This window comes from Neobacillus citreus, from assembly GCF_018343545.2.
In the GTDB taxonomy this organism is placed as follows: domain Bacteria; phylum Bacillota; class Bacilli; order Bacillales; family Cytobacillaceae; genus Neobacillus; species Neobacillus citreus.
This window is the reverse complement of record NZ_JAGYPE020000014.1, coordinates 75,724-96,987: the sequence shown is the minus strand read 5'-3', so window position 1 is coordinate 96,987 and position 21,264 is coordinate 75,724. Positions and strand designations below refer to the sequence as shown.

At 41.3% G+C, this 21,264-nt stretch carries 20 protein-coding genes; 4 read left to right on the top strand and 16 right to left on the bottom strand.

The genetic code is table 11. The features are described from left to right. Nucleotides 1–606: 606 nt before the first annotated feature. The 6 genes from KHB02_RS10565 to KHB02_RS10540 all read right to left on the bottom strand — a co-directional run bounded on the left by KHB02_RS10565 (nucleotide 607) and on the right by KHB02_RS10540 (nucleotide 4,418). On the bottom strand, nucleotides 607–1,158 hold the full coding sequence (locus tag KHB02_RS10565; RefSeq protein ID WP_213141129.1) for a 2-oxoacid:acceptor oxidoreductase family protein: 552 nt from the start codon (nucleotides 1,156–1,158) through the stop codon (nucleotides 607–609). Between the two features lie 21 nt (nucleotides 1,159–1,179). Next, a complete protein-coding gene (locus KHB02_RS10560; protein WP_241113804.1) occupies nucleotides 1,180–1,938 on the bottom strand; it encodes a thiamine pyrophosphate-dependent enzyme in 759 nt (252 codons plus the stop codon). Further along, nucleotides 1,935–2,999 carry a 3-methyl-2-oxobutanoate dehydrogenase subunit VorB gene (locus KHB02_RS10555; protein ID WP_213141130.1) on the bottom strand — a complete coding sequence of 355 codons (1,065 nt, stop codon included), beginning with the start codon at nucleotides 2,997–2,999 and terminating at the stop codon, nucleotides 1,935–1,937. Before KHB02_RS10555 ends, KHB02_RS10560 begins: the two co-directional genes overlap by 4 nt. Before the next feature lie 17 nt (nucleotides 3,000–3,016). Beyond that, complete coding sequence (locus KHB02_RS10550; RefSeq protein WP_213141131.1) at nucleotides 3,017–3,247, bottom strand: 4Fe-4S binding protein; 231 nt, start codon at nucleotides 3,245–3,247, stop codon at nucleotides 3,017–3,019. 5 nt (nucleotides 3,248–3,252) lie between these two features. Next, entirely contained in the window at nucleotides 3,253–3,930 is a 678-nt protein-coding gene (locus KHB02_RS10545) for a hypothetical protein (protein ID WP_213141132.1), read from the bottom strand. Between the two features lie 167 nt (nucleotides 3,931–4,097). Further along, nucleotides 4,098–4,418 (bottom strand): hypothetical protein, encoded by a 321-nt coding sequence (locus KHB02_RS10540; protein WP_213141133.1) that lies wholly within the window; start codon nucleotides 4,416–4,418, stop codon nucleotides 4,098–4,100. A 212-nt stretch (nucleotides 4,419–4,630) separates the two neighbouring features. Between KHB02_RS10540 and KHB02_RS10535 the strand changes: the two genes are divergently transcribed. The 4 genes from KHB02_RS10535 to KHB02_RS10520 all read left to right on the top strand — a co-directional run bounded on the left by KHB02_RS10535 (nucleotide 4,631) and on the right by KHB02_RS10520 (nucleotide 9,837). After that, complete coding sequence (locus tag KHB02_RS10535) at nucleotides 4,631–6,766, top strand: YhgE/Pip domain-containing protein (protein WP_213141134.1); 2,136 nt, start codon at nucleotides 4,631–4,633, stop codon at nucleotides 6,764–6,766. Nucleotides 6,767–6,858: 92 nt separating this feature from the next. Next, a complete protein-coding gene (locus KHB02_RS10530) occupies nucleotides 6,859–7,974 on the top strand; it encodes a metallophosphoesterase (RefSeq protein WP_213141135.1) in 1,116 nt (371 codons plus the stop codon). A 292-nt stretch (nucleotides 7,975–8,266) separates the two neighbouring features. Then, nucleotides 8,267–9,547, top strand: a complete 1,281-nt coding sequence (locus tag KHB02_RS10525) for an ArsB/NhaD family transporter (RefSeq protein WP_213141136.1) — start codon at nucleotides 8,267–8,269, stop codon at nucleotides 9,545–9,547. A gap of 11 nt (nucleotides 9,548–9,558) precedes the next feature. Beyond that, the gene (locus KHB02_RS10520; RefSeq protein WP_213141137.1) at nucleotides 9,559–9,837 is read left to right on the top strand and encodes a hypothetical protein; all 279 of its coding nucleotides are present in this window, start codon (nucleotides 9,559–9,561) and stop codon (nucleotides 9,835–9,837) included. Between the two features lie 110 nt (nucleotides 9,838–9,947). Here KHB02_RS10520 and KHB02_RS10515 read toward each other — a convergent pair whose 3' ends face one another. The 10 genes from KHB02_RS10515 to KHB02_RS10470 form a co-directional block, all read right to left on the bottom strand. Then, nucleotides 9,948–12,149, bottom strand: a complete 2,202-nt coding sequence (locus tag KHB02_RS10515; protein WP_213141138.1) for a glycoside hydrolase family 3 protein — start codon at nucleotides 12,147–12,149, stop codon at nucleotides 9,948–9,950. Nucleotides 12,150–12,340: 191 nt separating this feature from the next. Beyond that, nucleotides 12,341–13,081: a response regulator transcription factor gene (locus tag KHB02_RS10510; RefSeq protein ID WP_213141139.1), complete on the bottom strand. Its 741-nt coding sequence runs from the start codon at nucleotides 13,079–13,081 to the stop codon at nucleotides 12,341–12,343. A gap of 128 nt (nucleotides 13,082–13,209) precedes the next feature. Then, a complete protein-coding gene (gene larE / locus KHB02_RS10505; protein WP_213141140.1) occupies nucleotides 13,210–14,010 on the bottom strand; it encodes an ATP-dependent sacrificial sulfur transferase LarE in 801 nt (266 codons plus the stop codon). Between the two features lie 79 nt (nucleotides 14,011–14,089). After that, on the bottom strand, nucleotides 14,090–14,860 hold the full coding sequence (locus tag KHB02_RS10500) for an SDR family oxidoreductase (protein ID WP_213141141.1): 771 nt from the start codon (nucleotides 14,858–14,860) through the stop codon (nucleotides 14,090–14,092). Nucleotides 14,861–14,880: 20 nt separating this feature from the next. Further along, nucleotides 14,881–16,149, bottom strand: coding sequence for a nickel pincer cofactor-dependent isomerase, group 22 (locus KHB02_RS10495; RefSeq protein ID WP_213141142.1), 1,269 nt, complete (start codon nucleotides 16,147–16,149; stop codon nucleotides 14,881–14,883). Between the two features lie 596 nt (nucleotides 16,150–16,745). Beyond that, on the bottom strand, nucleotides 16,746–17,096 hold the full coding sequence (locus KHB02_RS29755) for a helix-turn-helix transcriptional regulator (protein WP_277398217.1): 351 nt from the start codon (nucleotides 17,094–17,096) through the stop codon (nucleotides 16,746–16,748). 175 nt (nucleotides 17,097–17,271) lie between these two features. Next, on the bottom strand, nucleotides 17,272–18,132 hold the full coding sequence (locus KHB02_RS10485) for a sugar phosphate isomerase/epimerase family protein (RefSeq protein WP_213141143.1): 861 nt from the start codon (nucleotides 18,130–18,132) through the stop codon (nucleotides 17,272–17,274). 3 nt (nucleotides 18,133–18,135) lie between these two features. After that, nucleotides 18,136–19,140 (bottom strand): Gfo/Idh/MocA family protein, encoded by a 1,005-nt coding sequence (locus KHB02_RS10480; RefSeq protein WP_213141144.1) that lies wholly within the window; start codon nucleotides 19,138–19,140, stop codon nucleotides 18,136–18,138. Between the two features lie 63 nt (nucleotides 19,141–19,203). Next, nucleotides 19,204–20,364: a Gfo/Idh/MocA family protein gene (locus KHB02_RS10475; RefSeq protein WP_213141145.1), complete on the bottom strand. Its 1,161-nt coding sequence runs from the start codon at nucleotides 20,362–20,364 to the stop codon at nucleotides 19,204–19,206. 2 nt (nucleotides 20,365–20,366) lie between these two features. Further along, nucleotides 20,367–21,254 carry a sugar phosphate isomerase/epimerase family protein gene (locus KHB02_RS10470; RefSeq protein ID WP_213141146.1) on the bottom strand — a complete coding sequence of 296 codons (888 nt, stop codon included), beginning with the start codon at nucleotides 21,252–21,254 and terminating at the stop codon, nucleotides 20,367–20,369. Between the last annotated feature and the right edge of the window lie 10 nt (nucleotides 21,255–21,264).

Genomic DNA, 21,264 nt, shown 5'->3' with positions numbered 1-21,264 from the left:
TCGTCGCTGTAAACATTGTAGACAAGAGGAATTATTTTGACTCCTTTTCTTTTTACACAATTATATGGACTTTATCCCGTTAACTCGTTTTTCTGAGGCTCCTGGGCAATATAGCTGCCTTATTTTTACCATGGGTCCTTTTTTGGGTGGTCCACGGTCAATATAGGCGTCCTATTTTTACCGTTAGCTTATTTTTCTGCTGCTCCCGGGCAATATAACTGACCTATTTTTACCGTTAGCTTATTTTTCTGCTGCTCCCGGGCAATATAGCCGCCTTATTTTTACCGTTAGCTTATTTTTCTGCTGCTCTCGGGTAATATAACTGCCCTATTTTTACCGTTAGCTTATTTTTCTGCTGCTCCCGGGCAATATAGCTGCCCTATTTTTACCGTTAGCTTATTTTTCTGCTGCTCCTGGGCAATATAGCCGCCTTATTTTTACCACCGGCCATATTTTTGTAGGTCCACGGGCAATATAGCCGCCTTATTTTTACCACCGGCCATTTTTTCTTTGGTCCTTGGGCAATATAGCGCCTTTTCCTCGAAGATTATATTATTAATGAGAGGTACGAGAAAAGCCAGCCGGATCCACGGCTGGCCCTCCCCATCAAACAACCATTCTCTCCCCAACAAAAGACGCTCCCTTTTGCAATGCCAATTTATTGACCTTAATCAAGTGCTGTTTTTCTTCGCCAAGAACCTTCTTCAACGATTCAATGACGGCCCCTTCTGAAACGACTTGCGCATAATACAGGAACGCCCCCAATAAAATCATATTGGCCACACGCGAATTGCCAAGATCATTGGCCATGTCGGTTGCTGGTATTTCAATCAGTTTAATATCTTCCCGCACAGAAGCCTTGGTCACCAGCGACGAATTAACGATGAGCAGCCCGCCCGGACGAATACGAGGTTCAAACTTGTCAAAGGAAGGGTTATTTAAAATAATCGCCGTTGACGGCCGAGTTACGACTGGAGAGCCGACTGGTTCATCACTGACCACTACCGCACAGTTCGCTGTCCCGCCGCGCTGTTCCGGGCCGTACGAAGGAAGCCAGGAGACACCTTTCCCTTCCAGCATACCGGCATAGGCAATCAGCTGTCCCATCGACATCACTCCCTGGCCACCAAAGCCGGCAATAATCATTTCCTCAAGCATAATTCCGCCCACCCCCTCTTTTTATTTAATCCCTTCTATAGATAAATTTTTATAAACCCCTAAAGGGTAAACTGGTACCATATTGTCCTTTACCCATTCAAGTGACTCCGCAGGGTCCAGCCCCCAGTTTGTCGGGCATGTCGATAAAATCTCAACCATTGAAAAGCCGCCGCCCCTTTTTTGTGTTTCAAAGGCTCGGCGAATGGCCTTCTTGGCTTTCTGAATATGAGGAACATCATGGATTGATACCCGCTCAATATATGCAGCGCCATCCAGCACGGAAATCATTTCACAAACTTTAATCGGTGAACCGTGGACCGAGACGTCCCGGCCATAAGGGGTCGTCGCTGTCTTTTGCCCAATCAAACTAGTAGGCGCCATCTGTCCGCCAGTCATTCCGTAAATGGCGTTATTTACAAAAATAACGGTAATATTCTCACCACGAGCAGCTGCATGGATGACCTCGCTAATACCAATTGAAGCAAGGTCACCGTCACCTTGATAGGTAAACACCATCCGGTCCGACAGAACCCGTTTCACTCCGGTTGCTACCGCCGGCGCGCGGCCATGGGCAGCCTGCGTCATATCACAGTTAAAATATTCATAAGACAAAACCGAACAGCCGACTGAAGCCACGCCAACCGTATCTTCCAAAACACCCATTTCCTCCAAAACCTCGGCCACCAGGCGATGAATGACGCCATGAGTGCAGCCTGGACAATAGTGCGTAGGCTTGTCAGTTAATCCGCTCGTTTTTTGAAAGACTGTCTTCATTGTCATACCGTCACACCCCTGGCAGCCATCATGATTTTTTCAAAAATTTCTTCCTGAGTTGGCACAATGCCGCCTGTTCGCCCGAAGAAGTCCACCGGAGCATGTCCCTCTACAACCAGCCTGACATCCTCGACCATTTGTCCGGCGCTCATTTCTACTGAAATATAGCCTTTTACCCGGCCACGTGTTTCAAGGAAAGGCTTCTCTGGGAAGGGCCATAATGAAATCGGCCTGATCAATCCAACACGGACTCCTACTTCTCTTGCCTTATTAACAGCATTCATGGTAATCCGTGCTACCGTCCCAAAAGCCACCATAATATAATCGGCATCTTTCGTCAGATACGTTTCAAAGCGCACCTCATTCTCCAAAATAGCAGCAAACTTCCGCTGCAGTTCCCAGTTACGTTTTTCCAAACTTTCGGCATCAAGGTCTAAAGATGTGATCGTCCTAGGAGTGCCGTCCCCACGTGTCCCGGTTGTCGCCCACGGCTTATCAAATTTACGAATTTCTGTACCCTCGGTGAATTCCACCGGTTCCATCATTTGCCCAAGCATTCCGTCCCCCAGCAAAATAACCGGTGTCCGGTAACGGTCTGCAATATCAAATGCATCTTTGGTCAATTCAACAATTTCCTGCAGGCTGGCTGGAGCCAAAACAGGAGTATGATAATCGCCGTGCCCGCCCCCTTTCGTTACCTGAAAATAATCCGATTGGGCGGGCTGGATATTGCCGAGCCCCGGGCCGCCTCTGGCAATATTGACGATCACGGCAGGCAGCTGTGCTCCTGCTAGATAAGAAATCCCTTCTTGCTTCAAGCTAAAGCCTGGGCTTGATGAGGATGTCATCACCCGGACTCCTGCCGAAGCGGCACCGTACACCATATTAATGGCGGCAACCTCACTTTCCGCCTGCAAAAACAAACCGCCCACTTCCGGCAGCCGTCTAGCCATGTAGGCAACCAGCTCACTTTGCGGCGTAATCGGGTAACCGAAAAAATATTTACAGCCAGCATGGACTGCCGCCTCTGCAATCACTTCATTTCCCTTCATTAATACTTTCCCCATACAACTACCACCCCCTATCACACCGTTTGTAATACCTTGACTGGCCTATATACTGAGATGACCGTATCCGGACAAACCTGGGCGCACTTGGCACAGCTGATGCAGTTCTCCTGGTCAACAACTTTAGCAGGCCGGTATCCATTTCCGTTTAAATAGTCTGCTAGAAAAATAACATTGGTGGGACAAACCTGCACACAAAGGCTGCACGATTTACAACTGGCTTCATTAAAAACAACTCGTTTTTCCATAGAACTCACCCTTCCCAAGGTAACTTCATATACCGCTCAATAAAAACCGCTTCATATCGGCAAGCAAAATCGCAAGCATCTTTTTTCAGATGATTGGCTATCGTTGTATATAAAAATGGGATATCCAGCTTTTCTGACAATCGACAACTTAACTCATGGCCCCGCCAAACATCTTCCATGGTGGTTTCAAGACCGATGTTGGTATTATTAATAATTCCGGTCACCTTCAAGCGGGATGCCTTTTCAATCTGGCCAATCGTGTACGCCGCCCCCTCTACTGTACTGACATAAGGCCTGTTCGCATTCAAGACAAACCATAATTCCGGCTGCAACTTTTTCCATTCATGATAATATTGCCCAAGCGCTGTCGCCCCGTCCTTGTCCCCTCCGGCATCCACGATTAACCGATAGCGGGGGTCATGGAGCACCCGGTAAATCTCTCCTGATACAATTGGCAAATCCGCTGAAGCCAAGCGGCTTTGTGGGGCGATTAATTCTACATCATACTCCCTGAAAACTGAGGCAGCATCCCGGGAACGATAATAAGGGTTGATAATATCCAAATCATTGATGGCAACTTTATCGTGTTTCGTCCGTTCTGATAAAGACAAATTGATGGAAATCTCGGTTTTTCCGCTGCCAAAATGCCCTGATAAAATGGTAATCCTGCCATTCGCACTCAAATTAACAACCGCCCCTCACTATTTGTAAGCGTTTACAAACGAGTTCTCCAAACCAATCTTCAAAGTTTGCCAATTCCATTATCATGCACATGGAAGTCTGCCGACTTTGACTTATGTCACACTTACGTACAACTCAGAATGGAAAAAAGAAGCTCCTAGGAACTTCTTTATGACACAAATGATAGAATAACTTTTTGCGGAATGTCGGCCATATTATCAGCTTTGCTTTTTAATCTCTCACAGGATGGCAGTTCAAAGGAAAACTCCTCGACATTTGCCGGAATAACTCCATCTTCCTGTAATTTAGCAAACACTCTCTCCATTGCTTCTTCCGTTGAAATCCGATCTTCGGACTCTTCCTCTTGGAAACATTCCACACAGGTCTCGATGATATTTTCCTCAATTTGTTCCTGGGCGAACACTAATTTTGCACCGGCAATCGCTTCAACTTCTTGGTTCTCTAATTCAATAATAGTAGTTATATTCATGTCAAATTACCTCCCTGATTTAACTACCATCATTATAAAAAATTTATCTTCTTTTTTATTATGAAGATAGTATTATTCACTATTTGTTCATATGTTTTTGACAAATTTCTGACCAGCATCCTTAGCATTTGCTTTTTAAATCTTGGGTATCAACAGGTAAATATGACAAATACTATTAATTATTAAACATCATTGTTAGGTGATTAGCTGATATGAAGATTTTAAGAATTTATCAAGATGATATAAAAAGTGTCACGACGAATTGGGCTGCAGCCCTCGTTATTATCGCACTGATGTTTCTGCCGTCTCTTTATGCCTGGTTTAATATAAAAGCGTCATGGGATCCATACGGCCATACGGGAGGAATTCCAATTGCCGTTGTCAATGAGGATAACGGCACCGTCCTAAGAGGAAAAAAGATCAACATCGGCAAAGAGGTTGTGAACTCTCTTAAACAAAATAAATCGCTTGGCTGGGATTTTGTTGATGCTAAAAAAGCGGACCAAGGCGTGAAACACGGAGACTATTTCGCGAGCATTACGATTCCGAATGATTTCTCCGAAAAAATTGGCACTGTCCTCAGCGATAACCCGCAAAAGCCGGTACTTATCTATGTTGTAAATGAAAAAATTAATGCTATTGCCCCAAAAATCACTGCTAAAGGAGCCACAGGCATTAAAGAGCAGATCAGCAAAAACTTTGTGAAGACAGCCAATGGCGTTATTTTTGATATCTTTAATCGTCTTGGTATTGAATTGCAAAAGAATCTGCCAGATATAGAGAAACTGAAAACCATGATTTTTTGGTTAAACGATCATTTGGCAGAGGCCGAAAATATCATCAATACCGCGAATCAAGACGCTGACCAGGCAGAAAAAATCGTGGCGGATTTACAAGTAAAACTCAATGAAGTAGACTCCATCATGGGCCGTGCCCAGCAGCTGTCCGGACAACTGACAACATTTTTTGACAGTAATCAAGAAACCTTCGAAAATCTCGCACCCGCCGTTAAGCAAAATCTCATCTATATGGAGCAAACAGCAGCGGATGTGGAACAGGTCACGGGAATTTTATTATCGAATACCGACAGTTCAGAGGAAAGGCAAAGCGCACTAAACGATGGAATAACCCGCCTTACCGCATTAATCCGTGCAGAAACTCTTTTAATCAACCTATTAAATCAAATAAATGATTTGGGGACGGCTCCACTTTTTGCTAATGAAATAACACAACTAAACAAGCAAAAAGACTCTGCCGAAAGCCTATTAAGTAATTTAAAAACGATTCAAAGCCTTGGGACACCCTCACAGGACCTGTTAGTGCGGACTAACCGAATTGCTTCAGACCTATCATCAGGTTTAACTCAGCTTGTGAATCAATATGACAGCAAAATCGCACGGAAGTTTGCGCAAATCAGTGCTGCCGCCAAACAAGTTCCCGTCAACGCAAACGAATTTTTTACAAACGCTGACCAAACGCTTTCACAAATTAAAAAAATCCTTCAGGATGCCGCAGCCGGAATTGCCATTGGGAAACGGGATTTAGCTCTTATAAAAAGGGATTTCCCTGCTGTAAAGCAAAAAATCACAAATCTGGCCAATCAAATCCGTGAATTTGAAAAAACAGAGGATATCCGTGACATTATTGATTTGCTGCGTAACGATGTCAAAAAGGAAAGTGACTTTTTTGCCGAGCCCGTTCTATTAAAGGAAAAAAGGCTATTTCCGATTCCAAATTACGGATCGGCGATGTCGCCTTTTTTTACCACACTTGCTTTATGGGTCGGAGCGACTCTTCTTATTTCATTAATCCCAGTTGAGATAAGTGGTTTACCTGGCACCTATCATCCGAATCATGTCTATTTAGGCCGTTTTTTAACCTTTTTGACTATCGCGCTATGCCAATCTCTCATCGTAACCGCGGGTGATATTCTGCTATTAAAGACCTATGTCGTTGATAAGCCCTGGTTTATCTTATTTGGATTATTGATTAGCGCTATCTTTATGCTGATTACTTATACACTGGTGTCCATTTTCGGAAATGTTGGAAAGGGGTTGGCCATTGTTTTTCTTGTCCTGCAAATTTCCGGTGCTGGCGGCACCTTTCCTGTTCAGGTAATGCCGTCATTCTTTCAAAAGCTTCATCCCTTTTTGCCCTTCACCTATGCCATCAGCCTGATGCGGGAAGCCGTCGGAGGAATCGAGTGGGATGTTGCCAAACATGACCTTGCCATTCTTTCGGTTATGACCGCGATCACTTTAATATTTGGTTTAGTTTTAAAAGGACCGATTGAAAAATACGGCGGCACCCTGCAAAAAAAAGCAAAAGAAAGCAGACTCATACATTAAGAGGAATGTCCGTCCAATTTTAATTAATAATTGTTTTAAAAAAACAAATACTATTTGGACCTATACTTTTAAAACCAAAGGAGGTCCCTCTATTGTTTAAAAAAACTTCCTTTCTATTATTGGTTACCCTTCTATTCATGTTGCAGCCTTCCGCGACGCATCCGGTTGCAAAAGCAACGGCACAGAAAAGCACGTCGATTGACTTAAGATTGCTGGAAACGACCGATTTGCATGCGGATTTAATCAACTATGATTACTATCTTTCAAGGGAAAATAATCGAATCGGCCTGGTTCAAACGGCTTCTCTCATTCGCCAGGCACGAAATGAAGTGAAGAATTCACTATTATTTGATGGCGGCGATCACTTAAAGGGGAATCCCCTTGGCGAATATCTGGCCAGAATTAAAGGAATCGACAAAGGCAAGATCCACCCAGTTTACCGGGCCTTCAATCATTTAAAGTATGATGCCATCGCAATCGGCAATCACGAATTTAATTATGGATTAAAATTTTTAAATGCTGCTTTAAAAGGGGCCGAAATGCCTGCCATTAACGCCAATGTTATTTCTGTAAAAACGAACACCCCATATTTTAAACCCTACGTCATTTTAAAACGAAGTTTAGAGGACCAAGATGGGAAGAAACATGACCTGAGAATTGGAGTGATAAGCTTCATGCCAACTCAGATTATGAAGTGGGATAAGTCAAACCTTGAAGGCAGAGTTTTCCCACGGCCGATTGTAGAAACCGCAAAGGAATATGTCCCCATTATGAAGGCTGAAGGTGCAGATGTTGTAATAGCTTTAGCCCATACGGGAATCACCGACGAACCATATCATCCCGATACAGAGGATGCTGTTTACTATTTAACAAAAATCCCCGGGATTGATGCGATCCTTTCTGGGCATTCTCACAGCGTGTTTCCCGGGCCATCCTATCAAAAGATTACCAACACCGATATGAAAACCGGACGAATAAATGGAAAACCAGTCGTAATGGCAGGAGCGTTCGGAAGTCATCTGGGGATTATTGATTTAAATATTAAAAAAGTAGCCGGCAAATGGAAGGTCGTAAATGGCATATCCCAGGTCAGACCGATTGCGGACGAAAACGGCAAACCGCTTGTCCAAACAGATGCCGAGCTGTTTAAATTATTAATGTCAGAGCATAAGGAAATGGTTAAAACTATAAATAAATTAGGCCACTAGGTCTTAAAATGTTATCTTTTGATTCACAAATTATCCATTGTTTTGCAGATGGATATGATTAAAATAATAATTGTTGTCCGGCTTTCTTGCTCTGGCTGTCCATTTCCATTGGAGGAATGTGCGGCTACAGACGAAAGCTTGGACAACATCTATTTGTTTAGACACTTTACAACCTATGCAGACTTTTATAAAATTAAATAAGAAAATATTCGGTGAATTGGAGTCTGTGATATTTTTGGACTCCTTTTTGTATTCACTTGTTAAGCAGAAATTAGGGAGAAGAGGTCGAAACATGTCAACACAAGCACTCATAGCATTAGGCGTTTTTCTCGTCATCTATGCCTTTATCGTCACAGAAAAGATTCACCGAACCATCATCGCCATGATCGGTGGAATTTTAATGGTGGTACTGGGAATTGTCGGACAAGAAGAAGCACTTCATCATATTGATTTTAATACCATTGGATTATTAACCGGTATGATGATTATCGTTACCATTACAGCCGAAACGGGTTTGTTCAAATATCTTGCTATATGGTCCGCCAAAAAGGCAGGAGCTGATCCTTTAAAAACGCTAATTATGTTCGGGATCATAACGGCAGTAGTTTCAGCTTTCTTGGACAATGTTACCACCGTCCTGTTGATGGTCCCTGTTACCTTCAGTATTACTCGCCAACTGCAGGTGAATCCAATACCATTTTTAATAACGCAAATTCTTGCGTCAAATATTGGCGGAACCGCTACTCTGATTGGTGATCCTCCGAATATCATGCTTGGAAGCGCTGTTAAAGAACTAACCTTTATGGAATTCATTTATAACCTTTCAGCTATTTCATTTCTTATCCTTTTTGTGAATATTGCCATTTTGGCTTTCATATATCGAAAACAACTCAAAACATCGCCTGAACTAAAAGCAAATGTAATGGATTTGGATGAAAAAGAGGAAATAACCGATAAAGTGTTATTAACAAAATCGTTAACTGTCATCGGATTAACGATATTAGGATTCTTCCTGCATCAATTATTACATATTGAATCAGCCACTGTTGCTTTAGCCGGAGCTTTCCTGCTGCTTTTATTAACAGGCGAAAAGTATTTGGATAAGGCTTTAGAAAAAGTAGAATGGACAACCATTTTCTTCTTTATCGGACTGTTTGTCCTTGTATCCGGATTGGTTGAGACGGGCGTCATTTCCTTATTGGCAGACAAAGCTGTTCATCTTACTGGTGGAAACGTTACCTCCACCTCGCTTTTAATTCTGTGGGTAAGTGCGATTGCATCTGCATTTATAGACAATATTCCGTTTGTTGCCACGATGATTCCAATGATTAAAGATATGGGCGATCTTGGTATTCAAAACCTTGAACCGCTTTGGTGGAGCCTGGCACTAGGGGCATGTCTCGGTGGGAACGGGACCTTGATTGGCGCGAGTGCCAACGTCATTGTGGCTGGGTTGGCAGCTAAGGAAGGACATCATATTTCATTCGGTAAATTCTTGCTCATCGCCTTTCCATTAATGATTCTTTCAATTATGATTTGTACAGTTTATATCTATTTGAGATATTTAATTTAGGAGGGGATTAGATGAAGATTGAGTATAAATTGAACGAGAAACTGATTGAATTAACGGAAAAGAAAAATGGAGATGATTTTGAATTCTCCATTACCCTTCTATCAAAGGAACAGAAAAAAGGGATTGAAAAAGTCCGCCAATATTTCGACGATAATAAGGTCCTGACAGACATTCATTTTTACATTCATGCCAATAACCGCTATCAAGTGATCGTCAGAAACGACTTTTATAATGAGTTTTTAATTCAGCTATTTAAGGAACAATTTTTGCTAGAAGTAAAGTGGGTATAATTAATGACGGCTGCCATTCAAATGGCAGCCGTTATTTTTTCCATTTCAAACATTTGATGAAAAGGGCAAAAGGAGCTGCCCTTATGGGGACAGCCCTTACCTGATATTTTTTATTTTTGTTGAGCATGATCAGGTGTGCCAATTTCACCCGCATGGTCTGGTTTTCCAACAGCTTTTCCTTGATTATAAGAAAGACCAAATCCGTACTCGTATTTGTTACCAGCTTTATTTACATAAGAATAATTCGGGGTTTCTTCAGGTGCAAAGCTAGGGACATCACCAACTTCATTTTCAACTGCTTCAGCACTAGCAGGGATGGCCATCGGCAGCTTTCCAATCGGGTTAAATTCGCCGCGAATGACATCTATTACTGCTTCAGGCTTCGTTCCGTATGTGGCTAAAACAGCGGCCGCATTTGGTTCAATTTGATTAATTAACCATGGGCTGATAAAGTTGATTGCCGTAATTGTTGGAACAGTTTTTTGAATTTCAACAATTCGAGCCACATTCGCGATGCCTGTTTCAGGACCTACTGTGATTCGCGGATTGTTATCCCAGTTGGATTGTGCCGGTTTCACCCAAACAAACGCATGTGTTGCTTCCGCTAGTGAATCTACGATGGTGATAGAGGCATCGTGATTTTTAATGGTCTGTTTTAAATTGGCTGTTGCTGCGGCTGCATCTCCGCCAGTGAACATTTCAACATAAAGCTTCACTTTTTGCAGCTTAGCATCTTTTAACGGCAAGATATTTTTATCGTTGCGTAATAAAACAACCGACTTAAGGTGTGCTTCATCTGCTAATGCTTGAGCCTTAGGATCTGCGACAACATCCAAAGCTTGCTGCGGATTTACATATGGGTCTTCTAATAGACCTAAATTCATCATTTCTGTTAGCAATAGGGTCACAGACTCGTTAACTTCCGATTCTGGTAGTAAACCTGATTTAACTGCATCGATAATTAGCTGCGGGTCGGATGAACCTGAAATAATATCGGTCCCTGCCTTTATGGCCTTCGCTACTTTTCCTACCGGTGATAAATCTTCGGCACCCCAAGCGTTGTTTCCAACAGCACCCGTATCAGAGTTTACATATCCTTTGAAACCAAGGTCATTTCGCAAGAAATCCAAAATTCCTTTGTTTAGTGCAAAGCCGACTTCTTCAAATTGCTGAGTCGAACTATATTTAGGCAATCCTTGATCGGCACTGTACTCGTTACTTGGATACGCATAATATGGCATAACAGACGTTACATTTGCCTTGATTGCTGCCTTGAAAGGAGGAATGTGATAGTTTAATAAGCTTCCCGCAGTTGGATATGGATTAAATTTACCTTCTACAAAGTGTGGATCCAAACCGTTATCACGCGCCCCGCCGCCAGGGAAGTGCTTGACCGTAATCGAAACACTGTCGCTGCCAAGTTTTTCGCCCTGGAAGCCAGTTATGACGTTATAGACCATGTCTGATGCTAAAGCAGGGTCCTCACCAAAGGTGTCTTCGATTCGCGCCCATAATGGGTCTGTGGAGACATCGGCTGTATAGCCATAAACCTTGCGGATCCCAGCCGCTCTCCATTCCTTCGCAGCAATTTGTCCGAATTCCTTAACTGCTTCTGCGTCTCGTGCTGCTGCAAAACCTAGCGGCCCAGGCCAGAAGGTGTGCATACCTGCACCGTCACTATTATTAGTGTAATCTGTGGAAGCATGGTTACGAGGGTTTGAAGTGACAACAACTGGGATACCCAACCTCGATTCCTCTGCTAATTCCTGAAGCTGATTTGTATATTTTGCAATCACATCGACGGTCGGAGTTTGACGGAAGATGACATGGCGCATATTTTTCCCAACAATCATCGGATCATCTGCACTTACATATCTTCCATCAGCCGGGTTGGCAATCGGAGTGTGCGTGTTAATTAACATCATGCCCGCCTTTTCAGCCAAGGTCATCTTTGACACCAGATTGGCTACCCGCTCATTAACAGGTTTTCTCCAGTCCTCATAAGGATCTAAACTCCTGTCACCATCTAAATCTCTGAATTGCTTCCCATCCGCTGTCAGAACACCTTTCTTTGCTGCCTCAATTTCTGGTTGACCGGTAACCGAGTTAGCTGTAATACGATATGTAACCGTATCTGCCCCGCCGTTTCCGGTATTTTGTGAAGCTGGGTCAACATACCCCAAGTCTACATTACTATTTGCACTTACCTGCGGGACCATGACTGGAGCTAACAGAGATAAAGCAAGTGAACCCGTAAGAAGTGTTTTTCTCAGTCTTGACGTTTTTCTAATTTGTTTTGATACTGACGCCATTTTTCTTCCCCCTATTAATCGGTTTTAGTAAACGCTTTCAACCATAATTTTAAGAGGATATCGAATGATAGTAGTATAGGATTTTTTTTGCTATATTTGTGTTTTTTTAATATTAAGAAAAATAAGTCTATTGGCCTATTTCTAAATTACTATTTTTAAAAGCAAAAAAATGAGTCATTTTATAGACTCCGTTAGTCGCTTGATTTTCTAAATTCAGATGGAGAACTCCCCGTAATTCTTTTAAAATTATTACTAAAATAAGCTAAATCCGAATAACCAACCCGTTCCGCAATCTCTGACATCCGTAATGATGTATTCTGTAGCAATCTCTTACTCTCTTGAATTCGCAGCTCCGTGATATAGCCAACAAATTTTTTATTGAACTGCTGTTTGAATAATTGACTTAAATAGCTGGGATTAATATGGACATGGTCTGCGGCAGCCTTTAGAGTTATTTGATCTAAAGGGGTTTTTTCTATATATTGTAATACCCTTTCAATGGTAGATGATGGAATTGTTTCATCCAGTACTTGAGCAATTTTTCTGCTTGTCTCTTCCTTATTTCGTTTAAATAACCATCTTTCCAGGCATTCCTTTAATTCTTTTTCGTCAATCGGTTTAATAAGGTAATCCGTCACACCGCTCCTCAACGCCTGATGCGCTAATTGGAACTCATGATGAACACTAATGATAAAACAATCCAGTTTCTTGTTTAACTTCGATAGTTCATTCGCCAACGAAAGCCCGTCCATTATCGGCATTTGGATATCTGTAATGACAAGGTCAACGTCATTTTGCTTGATCCAGTCCAGTGCCTCCAAACCATTCCCGCATTCATGGATAATTTCTAGAGGAAGTGCCAACTTTTTGATTGTCCACTTAAGGGCTGTCCGAACCCACCTCTCATCGTCAACCAGTAAGATTTTTTTCATGTGCTCACCTCTTTCCACTTTTTTAATAACCGTCAGTCTATCAATCTATAAAAAAAGGCTTTGGAAAAGTCCAAAAGCCTTTTTTAAAGGTGAATTTTCTATGGAGGCAAAACAAATGAAAAAAGCTTTTAGGAAAGAACCTTATTCATACTTCCGCTTTGATAGCCAATTAAATCAAGTGTTATATATTTATAGCCAAACTCTTGTAAATTACGCACAATGGTATCATGATTTTCAAGAATGATTGCCATATCTTTAGGCTCTACCTCAATTCGGGCGATATCCTGGTGAATTCTTACGCGAACCTGGCGGATTTGCAAGGATTTTAAATAGTATTCTGCTTTTTCCACCTTTGTCAGCTTTTCTTTCGTAATGTACTCACCATAGGCAATCCTCGAAGAAAGACAGGCGAACGATGGTTTATCCCACGTCGGCAAATCAAACTCGCGGGAAAGCTCGCGGATTTCTTCCTTATAAAGGTCTGCTTCCTGAAGCGGGCCGCGAATTCCCTTCTCTTTAGCAGCCTGCATGCCTGGACGGAATTCATTCATATCATCGGCAATAACACCATAAATGACATTTTTAAAACCCTTTTCTTCCATGACAGGGATTAAATGATCAAACAAGCTGCTTTTGCAAAAATAGCAGCGGTTTTTACTGTTTTCTGCATAACCGGGAATCGCTAACTCGGAAGTTTCAATTACCTGATGCTTCACGCCGATTTTTTCCGCTAGTTTAATCGCCTCTTGAAGCTCGCTTGATGGATAGGTTTCTGAATCGGCTGTAACCGCCAGGACCTTCTCAGGCCCTAATGTCTCGACGGCAGCCTTCAACAGAAACGTACTATCCACACCGCCTGAAAAGGCAACGACAACGGAATCCATTTCTCGGAGAATAGACTGTAATTTACTGTATTTCTCGGTAAGCATTGTCCCCTCTCCCCTCGGGTAAATCAATCTATTTATACTTCATCATTGTTATCTTATTAGGGAATTGACATCATTATGTTTAAATGGTCATTGCTCCGAAACCGCCATCCACACGGATCATTGCGCCTGTCACAAAGCTTGAGGCTTTCTCAGACGCAAGCCATACAGTTGCCCCTTGAAGCTCTTCAGCTTCACCAAAGCGGTTCATTGGTGTATGGCGCATAATGGACTCGATCCGCTCCTTGTCCAAAATTTTACGATTTTGTTCAGCAGGGAAGAACCCAGGGATAATCGCATTGACACGGATTCCATTTGCCGCAAATTCACGCGCTAAAAATTGGGTCACGCTATTAAGGCCGGCTTTTGATACAGAATACGTAAAGACGCGGGACAGCGGAGTTGTCGATGAAACAGACGAAATATTAATAATGCTGCCCTTTCTGTCCTGTTCAATCATTCGCTTCGCAAAAATTTGGCAGGTCATCACAATACCTTTTAAGTTTATATCCATGATTTTGTCATACTCATCCATGTCAAGATCAAAGAATGGAGTCGCACTGTTGGTTCCTGGTGCATTCAAGAGAATGTCCCAGCCGCCAGCCCATTGTTCGATTTCAGTTGCTGCGTGCTGCAAGGAATCCTTTGAACTAACATCTGCTTGGAAAGCCTTCGCTTCCCCGCCAGCTTCGACGATTTCCTTTACAACCTTTTCAGCTGTTTCAAGATTGCGGCCGACAATGGCAACCTTTGCCCCATGCTCTGCTAATCCTTTTGCCATAGCTGAGCCTAATACGCCATTTCCACCTACGGCTACAGCCGTTTTTCCGGTTAGGTCAAATAAGTTTGTCATATTGTTCTCCCCCAATTTTTCTAAAATAAATTTCCATTTTCATCAAAGTTAATTTCATATAAATCTGAAACCTGCTCCATATTTGGATGATTGGCTATATAATCGAGCAAAGCTTCAGAAACTTCTATTTCACTGATCTTCAGTGTATTTTTAATGCGCACCATTTTCACTTTGGTAAAATCTAAAATATTACACGTCTTAACGGCAGCTTGAATCGCCTGTTTATCATTCGGCAGTGTGGTGGCTATTTTTGTAGGCGACACAACCGTTGAAGTTAAGCCGTTGGCATATGTTCCTTCTAAGTCCATATTGTCCACTAGGCGTTGAGTTGTAAAATCAGCAGTACCTACCCCATTGGCATTTCCTTCGGATTCAGGAGTAACAGATAGCACGACCATTTTGTTAACATCAGGGCCGCCAGAGGCGTACGGAGTAGGATAACGTCCGGTAATATTCGGGTCCATTCCATCACCGCTGATATTTTTACCAATTTCATCAATCACAAGAACATCCAATTGATCAAAGAAAAGCTTAGGCAATAGCTCTTTTGCTTTTTTCTGCAGGTCAGCTTCCTTTTCGATAATTTCTGCAGGCGTAAGAACGTCCACTGCTGCCACTTTATCAAAAGCATTTTCAACGGATGCCACACCAAAAAGAACAGGCTTTTTCGCCATGATAACCTTGGCCATTGCCGGAACATTTTCCGCCATATACTTAAAGCCTAATTGATGGCAGGCCTCTGCGCCTCTTTGCTTACCTAAACCAATGCTGATCATTTTCATAATGCCGCTTTCAACAGGGCCCCTAAAAGCAGTATGTGGTTTCACCCGGTTGATAACGACAATACCATCAGCTTCTGAAGCATATTTATCAATATAAATTGGCAAACCATTTGGCAGTTCGTCAATTTTAACCACTTCCATCGAGGAGCGGATTTCACAGCCAACACTTTCTTCTGTGACGCCAAGATGCGCTAACACTTCACGCTGTCCTTCAGCAGTTGCACCGCCATGGCTTCCCATGCTTGGAACAATAAATGGCTTCGCACCAAGTTCCTTTAAGAATCGCACCGTCACTTCCGTTAGTTCAACAAGCCGGTCAAGTCCCCTGCTGCCAACTGCCAAGGCAATTTCCATTCCAGGCTTAACTGTTTTTCTTATATGTTCTTGCTGTAATTTATCCATTAACGCATGTTCAAGATTATCAATTTTCTCGTCGCTAAAATTCACTTTCACTTTTGCCATCTTCGGCACTGGGATATCTTTTAGTAAGTCTTGAATAACACCCACAATTCTTCACTCCTTCTCTATATCTTTAGTGTTTCCTTATGAAAAATTTACATGTACGGCCTTTTTTCAAGATCTGTTACGCAGTGTAATCCCTTACAAATATTACAAAAAAGAGATGTATTCCACCATTTAATTTAATTTGTTTATCAAACTAACAAATTCATTTGTATCATATCACTATCGTTATTTTACGTCAATTTATTTGCTAAAGTGTACTCTTATTTTTGGTGAGCCAATAACGAATTACCATGGTTGTTGTTTTTGAAAATTGCCTGTACCTTATAACTCCTGAAAAACGGAGAAAAACAGCGAAATACTAAGAAAAAGGTAGATGAAGTACGCTTTCAGTAACTTTGTTTTCGTTTTCACCTCGAATGTTTCCGTTTTCAGCCACTTTGTCAAAATCCTTCCATTCCCTGATAATGAGAGTATCAAATCACTAGGAGGAAATAAACCATGAAAAAGCTTATTAAAACAGTTGTTGAGTTGATCGAAAAGCACGGAGAATTCGTACCATTCGATTCATCAGAACCAGTAATAGCCAATCCACAAAAATAAAATAGTGGATTGGTTTTTTTATGCAAAAAACCTTGCATTTATATAGATTCTTTATCTTTATACTTATAGGACTTTGGAGAAAAGCCATAATTATTTTTAAATGTTTTTAAAAAATAACTTTTACTTTCAAAGCCTAACTCAAATGCAATCTGTTCTACTGACTTTACCGAATGATCCAGCAATTCTATTGCTTTTTCCATTTTCATTCTTGTCACATATTCAATAAAACCTTCTCCCATTTCCTTCTTGAACATTCTACTGAAATAACTAGCATTTAAATGTAAATGGTCAGCTACTTCTTTTAGAGAAATTTTTTCACTAAGGTGGGTTTGTACATATTTTTGTGCTTTTAAAACATCTTTATTATCGGGATTAGAGTTCTTTTTCAGTGTAAGCCTATTAGGTCTTGTGATTCTCTCTTCAGCAAGTCTAGCCTTTAAAAGAATAACAAGAAAACAAGAAGAAATGAGTAATGAAACATAAATCTAATTTTTATATTTCACTTTACGCACACAAAAAGAGGCTGCCACTTATAACAGCCTCTTGTTTTATTTTCTAATATTTTTAAAACCAATCAGAATAACCTAGTTTTCTTAAGTGATTAGCTGAAATCTCCAAGCAATCAAATGGGTCACGGCCATAGGTATCATCTTGTTCTACCAAGAAATACTGTGCCCCGCTTTCAAGGCCTGCTTCCATAATACCTTTAATATCAAGGTTTCCTTCGCCAAGTTCTGCAAATTCAATCGTATTCGTGAATAGGTCAAAGAATTTACCCATATCCTTGAAGTCAATTTCACTTGTATCAATTTGTCCAATACGATAATCCTTCAAGTGCAGGAGTGAGATACGGCCTGTATATTCTTTAACAAATTCTACAGGATTTACGCCCGCTCTTTGAATCCAGTGAACATCTAATTCAAACCCAAGCTTAGTGGTGTTATTCTTAATAATATCCAACAAATACTGACCATCATATTTTTGGAATTCTATGTGGTGTGTGTGGTAATACAATTCAATTCCGTGTTCAGCCAATCTGTGAGCCATTTCTTCAGCCTTCCCAATAAACTCCATGATTTTATCTTTATGACCGATAGCTGTTAATGGCAGCATACCTATACGTAAGAAGTTACAATCCAGGGTCTTGCAGTCGTTTACGATTTTTTCAAAGTCACTTGTCAATGCCTCACCAGGCATTCCAGGAAGCATTGGCTCTACCGCAGCAGAAAGAGCCGCAATCTTAATATCAAAATCTTGACTTGCCCTTTTTATCTCCGCTACGTTCTCTGGAGTCATAGGAATTTGAGAAACTTCAACTGCGTGATAGCCAAGCTCACTTACTTTTCTCATTGTTTCATAGGCACCTAGCTCTTCCACTTTGCCTTTTAGCATCATCATTTGAACGCCGATTTTACCCTTTTTCATTGATTATCCCTCCATTTTAACTGCTTGTTTTATCTCTGAAGATTTACGTATAGCATCAATCATTGAAATAGAAACGAATGCATCCTTCGCATGAACATAATCATGAGAATTTTGGAGAATACATTGATAGAATTGGTTAATGGTTTTGAAATGGCTTGCCCCGTAATAGAATTTTGCACCTGGCAGTTTCGCATCTTCCACCAATACTTCTTTTTTACTTTCTTCTGTTACTCTCACCAAGATGCTGTCTTTGATGTTGAATTTTCCTTTTTCTAACAATACCTCAAGCTCAACGCTTGAATTTTCTGCATTTGCATTAGTAGCAAAGAATAAGCCCTTCGCTCCATGTTTAAAATGGATATGGGCCGATGCCGTATCTTCCACTTCAATTCCATAGTCCAATAATTGATTTATAGATCCTTTAATGGAGTCGATTTCACCGCCAATAAGCTGCATTAAATCGATGGTATGCAATGCTTGGTTAATCATCACACCGCCGCCGGCCAATTCCATTTTGCCGCGCCATGGTTTGGCATCATAATAAGCCTTCGGTCTAAACCAAGCTACCAGACCTTTTACTCCTGTAACCTTGCCGTATTCACCGCTCTTAACGATCTCTAGAAGTGTCTCAAACGTTTCATTGTATCGGTTTTGTAAACACACACCAATTTTAATATCACTATGTTCGTTCTCAAGTTTTACCAGCGCCTGTCCCTCTTCCGCGTTCAAGCCCAACGGCTTCTCTTGAAAAACATGAACACCTTTTTCTACACAAGCTTTTGTTACAGGGTAGTGCAGATAGTGAGGCAGACAGTTATGGACACAATCAAGCGCTTCCTTTTCTAGCATCTCGTGATAATCTGTATAAAAGTTTACGCCAGGTACGGTATCTTTTAAGGATTCATTTATGTCACAAACTGCCACTAGCTCAGTGTTTGGATTTGCTTGTATAGCTGGTATATGAATTTTAGAGATATCTCCAAGTCCTATTACCGCCGCTTTAAGCATATGCTTCTCCCCTTTTTTGAAACGAACTCAAAGCTGAATTAGCATTGAGTTCGTTTAAGGTGATTACTTTCTAACCGGATATTTACCTTCTTCTGCAATCCGTTTATTTAGTTCTTCTAAGAATAAATCTTCATCAAATGGTACTTCCACTTCCTTGCCTAACCAGCTTGACAGATGCATCGCATTTGCAAGTCTAACACCATTAATACCGTCGCTGCCTGGTGCTAATAATGGTGTACCTTCTACGATCGCTGAAGCAAAGTCTTCTAATACAGCAATGTGCTGACCGCCCCAAACGCTTTCAAATTCAAGGACTTCCTCAGTGAAAATATCACCTTGACCGCCGCCCATGAAAATACTCATAACATCTTGCATACTCATGGTTGCGCTCATTTCATTTTCAGGCTTATTCAGGCGTTTGATAGTGATTTTTTTACTATCATCTACCACGATTTTTCCTTTATCGCCTAAGATTTCTAAACGGTCTGTCCCCACTACATCATGCGTACATGTTACAAATACACCAGTAGCACCATTTCCATAATCAAAAACTGCAGTTACATCGTCTTCAACAACAATATCTCTTTGATAGCCAAAGTTTGCTTTTGAATAAACCTTTTTAGGCATACCGCAAATCCACTGAAGCAAGTCAATTTGGTGCGGCGCTTGGTTTACAAGAACACCGCCGCCTTCTCCGCCCCATGTTGCTCTCCATTCACTTTGATCGTAGTAACCCTGCGGTCTCCACCAAGTAGTGATAATCCAGTTGGTACGGCGAATGCTTCCAATCTCACCATTATCAATAAGTTCTTTTACTTTTTTATAAAGCGGGTTTGTACGCTGGTTAAAGAAGATTGCAAACTTAACGTCAGGCTTTGTCGCTGCAAAGTCGTTTAGCTCTTTTACTTGTTTTGTATATACACCAGCTGGTTTTTCCACTAATGCATGGATGTTTCGTTTTAGTGCTTCAATTCCCATTTCAGGATGGAGGTAATGCGGAACAGTTGTAACGACTGCATTAACGTCACCGCTTTCAAGCATATCGATATAATTATCATAAAAAGGTACATCAGGATAATTTTCTTGTGCTACTTGTTTTTTAGCCGGGTCATTATCACAAATTGCACCGATTACCATATTTTTAACTTTGCCTTCTGAAATGAATTTAGCGTACATACCACCTTCTGCGCCTAAACCAATAATCCCTAATTTTACTTGTTCCATTTTTACCTTTCCTCGCTTTCAATTTTTTTAAGAATTTCTAAAAGTGCTTCATATTGAAGTTTATAGCCGCCTGCACCATCAAGCCCTTTGTTGTCCTTAATGATCTCGGCCGCATCTTCAAGCTCTAAATCCTTTAATGAATCAAAGAGAACCAAATGAGGCTCTAGTGTTAAAAAGCCTTTGTAGCCCGCTTTAAGAAATTGGGAGAGGAGTTCAGGAATTTTCCCTTCACCTGTACCGCAGACAACATTTTGATTATCTGTAGTAACCGCATCTTTGATGTGAATATACACCACTTCATCCTTTAATAATTCATAGCATTCCTGGGTATCTTCACCGCATTGGACGAAGTTGGCAAAATCAAATATCGCCTTAAAGTACGGAGAATTAACCTCTTTTAATATCTCATGACAGCGTCGTGCGATATCTCCGAAAATATCCTTTTCATTTTCATGCAATAAAATGACATTGTATTCCTTCGCAATCGCTGCATATTCCTTTATTTTGCGAATAACATCATCGCGGTAAATATCAGGGTTGTCACCCTTTGGAATATAAAAACTAAAAATACGAATATATTTGCAGTCCAACAGATTGCTAATCTGGCATAGGGTTTCAAGCATTTCTTTTTGTTTTGCAAAGCCTTCTTCATCATTGATGAAGACCTTGCCAATAGGAGATCCAATCGATGATACAGCTATTCCCGCTTTTTCAAGACGCGGAAGGACATTTTCTTTAATCTCAGCAACGGTAAAGTCACCGATGTTTTTCCCATCAATGCCCCGCAAAGATAAATAACGCATGCCTAGATTTGAAACAACCTCAAGCTGTGTATCAAAATCTGATGAAATTTCATCTGAAAATCCTGAGATCAATAAATCTTGATTCATTTATAGCGAC

Bases quoted from the DNA above. Each gene is read 5' to 3' on its own strand.
- KHB02_RS10515 (WP_213141138.1), bottom strand. From the start codon at position 12,149: ATGGCGTCAGTATCAAAACAAATTAGAAAAACGTCAAGACTGAGAAAA.
- KHB02_RS10510 (WP_213141139.1), bottom strand. From the start codon at position 13,081: ATGAAAAAAATCTTACTGGTTGACGATGAGAGGTGGGTTCGGACAGCC.
- KHB02_RS10555 (WP_213141130.1), bottom strand. From the start codon at position 2,999: ATGGGGAAAGTATTAATGAAGGGAAATGAAGTGATTGCAGAGGCGGCA.
- KHB02_RS10540 (WP_213141133.1), bottom strand. From the start codon at position 4,418: ATGAATATAACTACTATTATTGAATTAGAGAACCAAGAAGTTGAAGCG.
- KHB02_RS10475 (WP_213141145.1), bottom strand. From the start codon at position 20,364: ATGGAACAAGTAAAATTAGGGATTATTGGTTTAGGCGCAGAAGGTGGT.
- KHB02_RS10565 (WP_213141129.1), bottom strand. From the start codon at position 1,158: ATGCTTGAGGAAATGATTATTGCCGGCTTTGGTGGCCAGGGAGTGATG.
- KHB02_RS10470 (WP_213141146.1), bottom strand. From the start codon at position 21,254: ATGAATCAAGATTTATTGATCTCAGGATTTTCAGATGAAATTTCATCA.
- KHB02_RS10550 (WP_213141131.1), bottom strand. From the start codon at position 3,247: ATGGAAAAACGAGTTGTTTTTAATGAAGCCAGTTGTAAATCGTGCAGC.
- KHB02_RS10520 (WP_213141137.1), top strand. From the start codon at position 9,559: ATGAAGATTGAGTATAAATTGAACGAGAAACTGATTGAATTAACGGAA.
- KHB02_RS10525 (WP_213141136.1), top strand. From the start codon at position 8,267: ATGTCAACACAAGCACTCATAGCATTAGGCGTTTTTCTCGTCATCTAT.
- KHB02_RS10560 (WP_241113804.1), bottom strand. From the start codon at position 1,938: ATGACAATGAAGACAGTCTTTCAAAAAACGAGCGGATTAACTGACAAG.
- larE (WP_213141140.1), bottom strand. From the start codon at position 14,010: ATGCTTACCGAGAAATACAGTAAATTACAGTCTATTCTCCGAGAAATG.
- KHB02_RS10535 (WP_213141134.1), top strand. From the start codon at position 4,631: ATGAAGATTTTAAGAATTTATCAAGATGATATAAAAAGTGTCACGACG.
- KHB02_RS10500 (WP_213141141.1), bottom strand. From the start codon at position 14,860: ATGACAAACTTATTTGACCTAACCGGAAAAACGGCTGTAGCCGTAGGT.
- KHB02_RS10480 (WP_213141144.1), bottom strand. From the start codon at position 19,140: ATGCTTAAAGCGGCGGTAATAGGACTTGGAGATATCTCTAAAATTCAT.
- KHB02_RS10485 (WP_213141143.1), bottom strand. From the start codon at position 18,132: ATGAAAAAGGGTAAAATCGGCGTTCAAATGATGATGCTAAAAGGCAAA.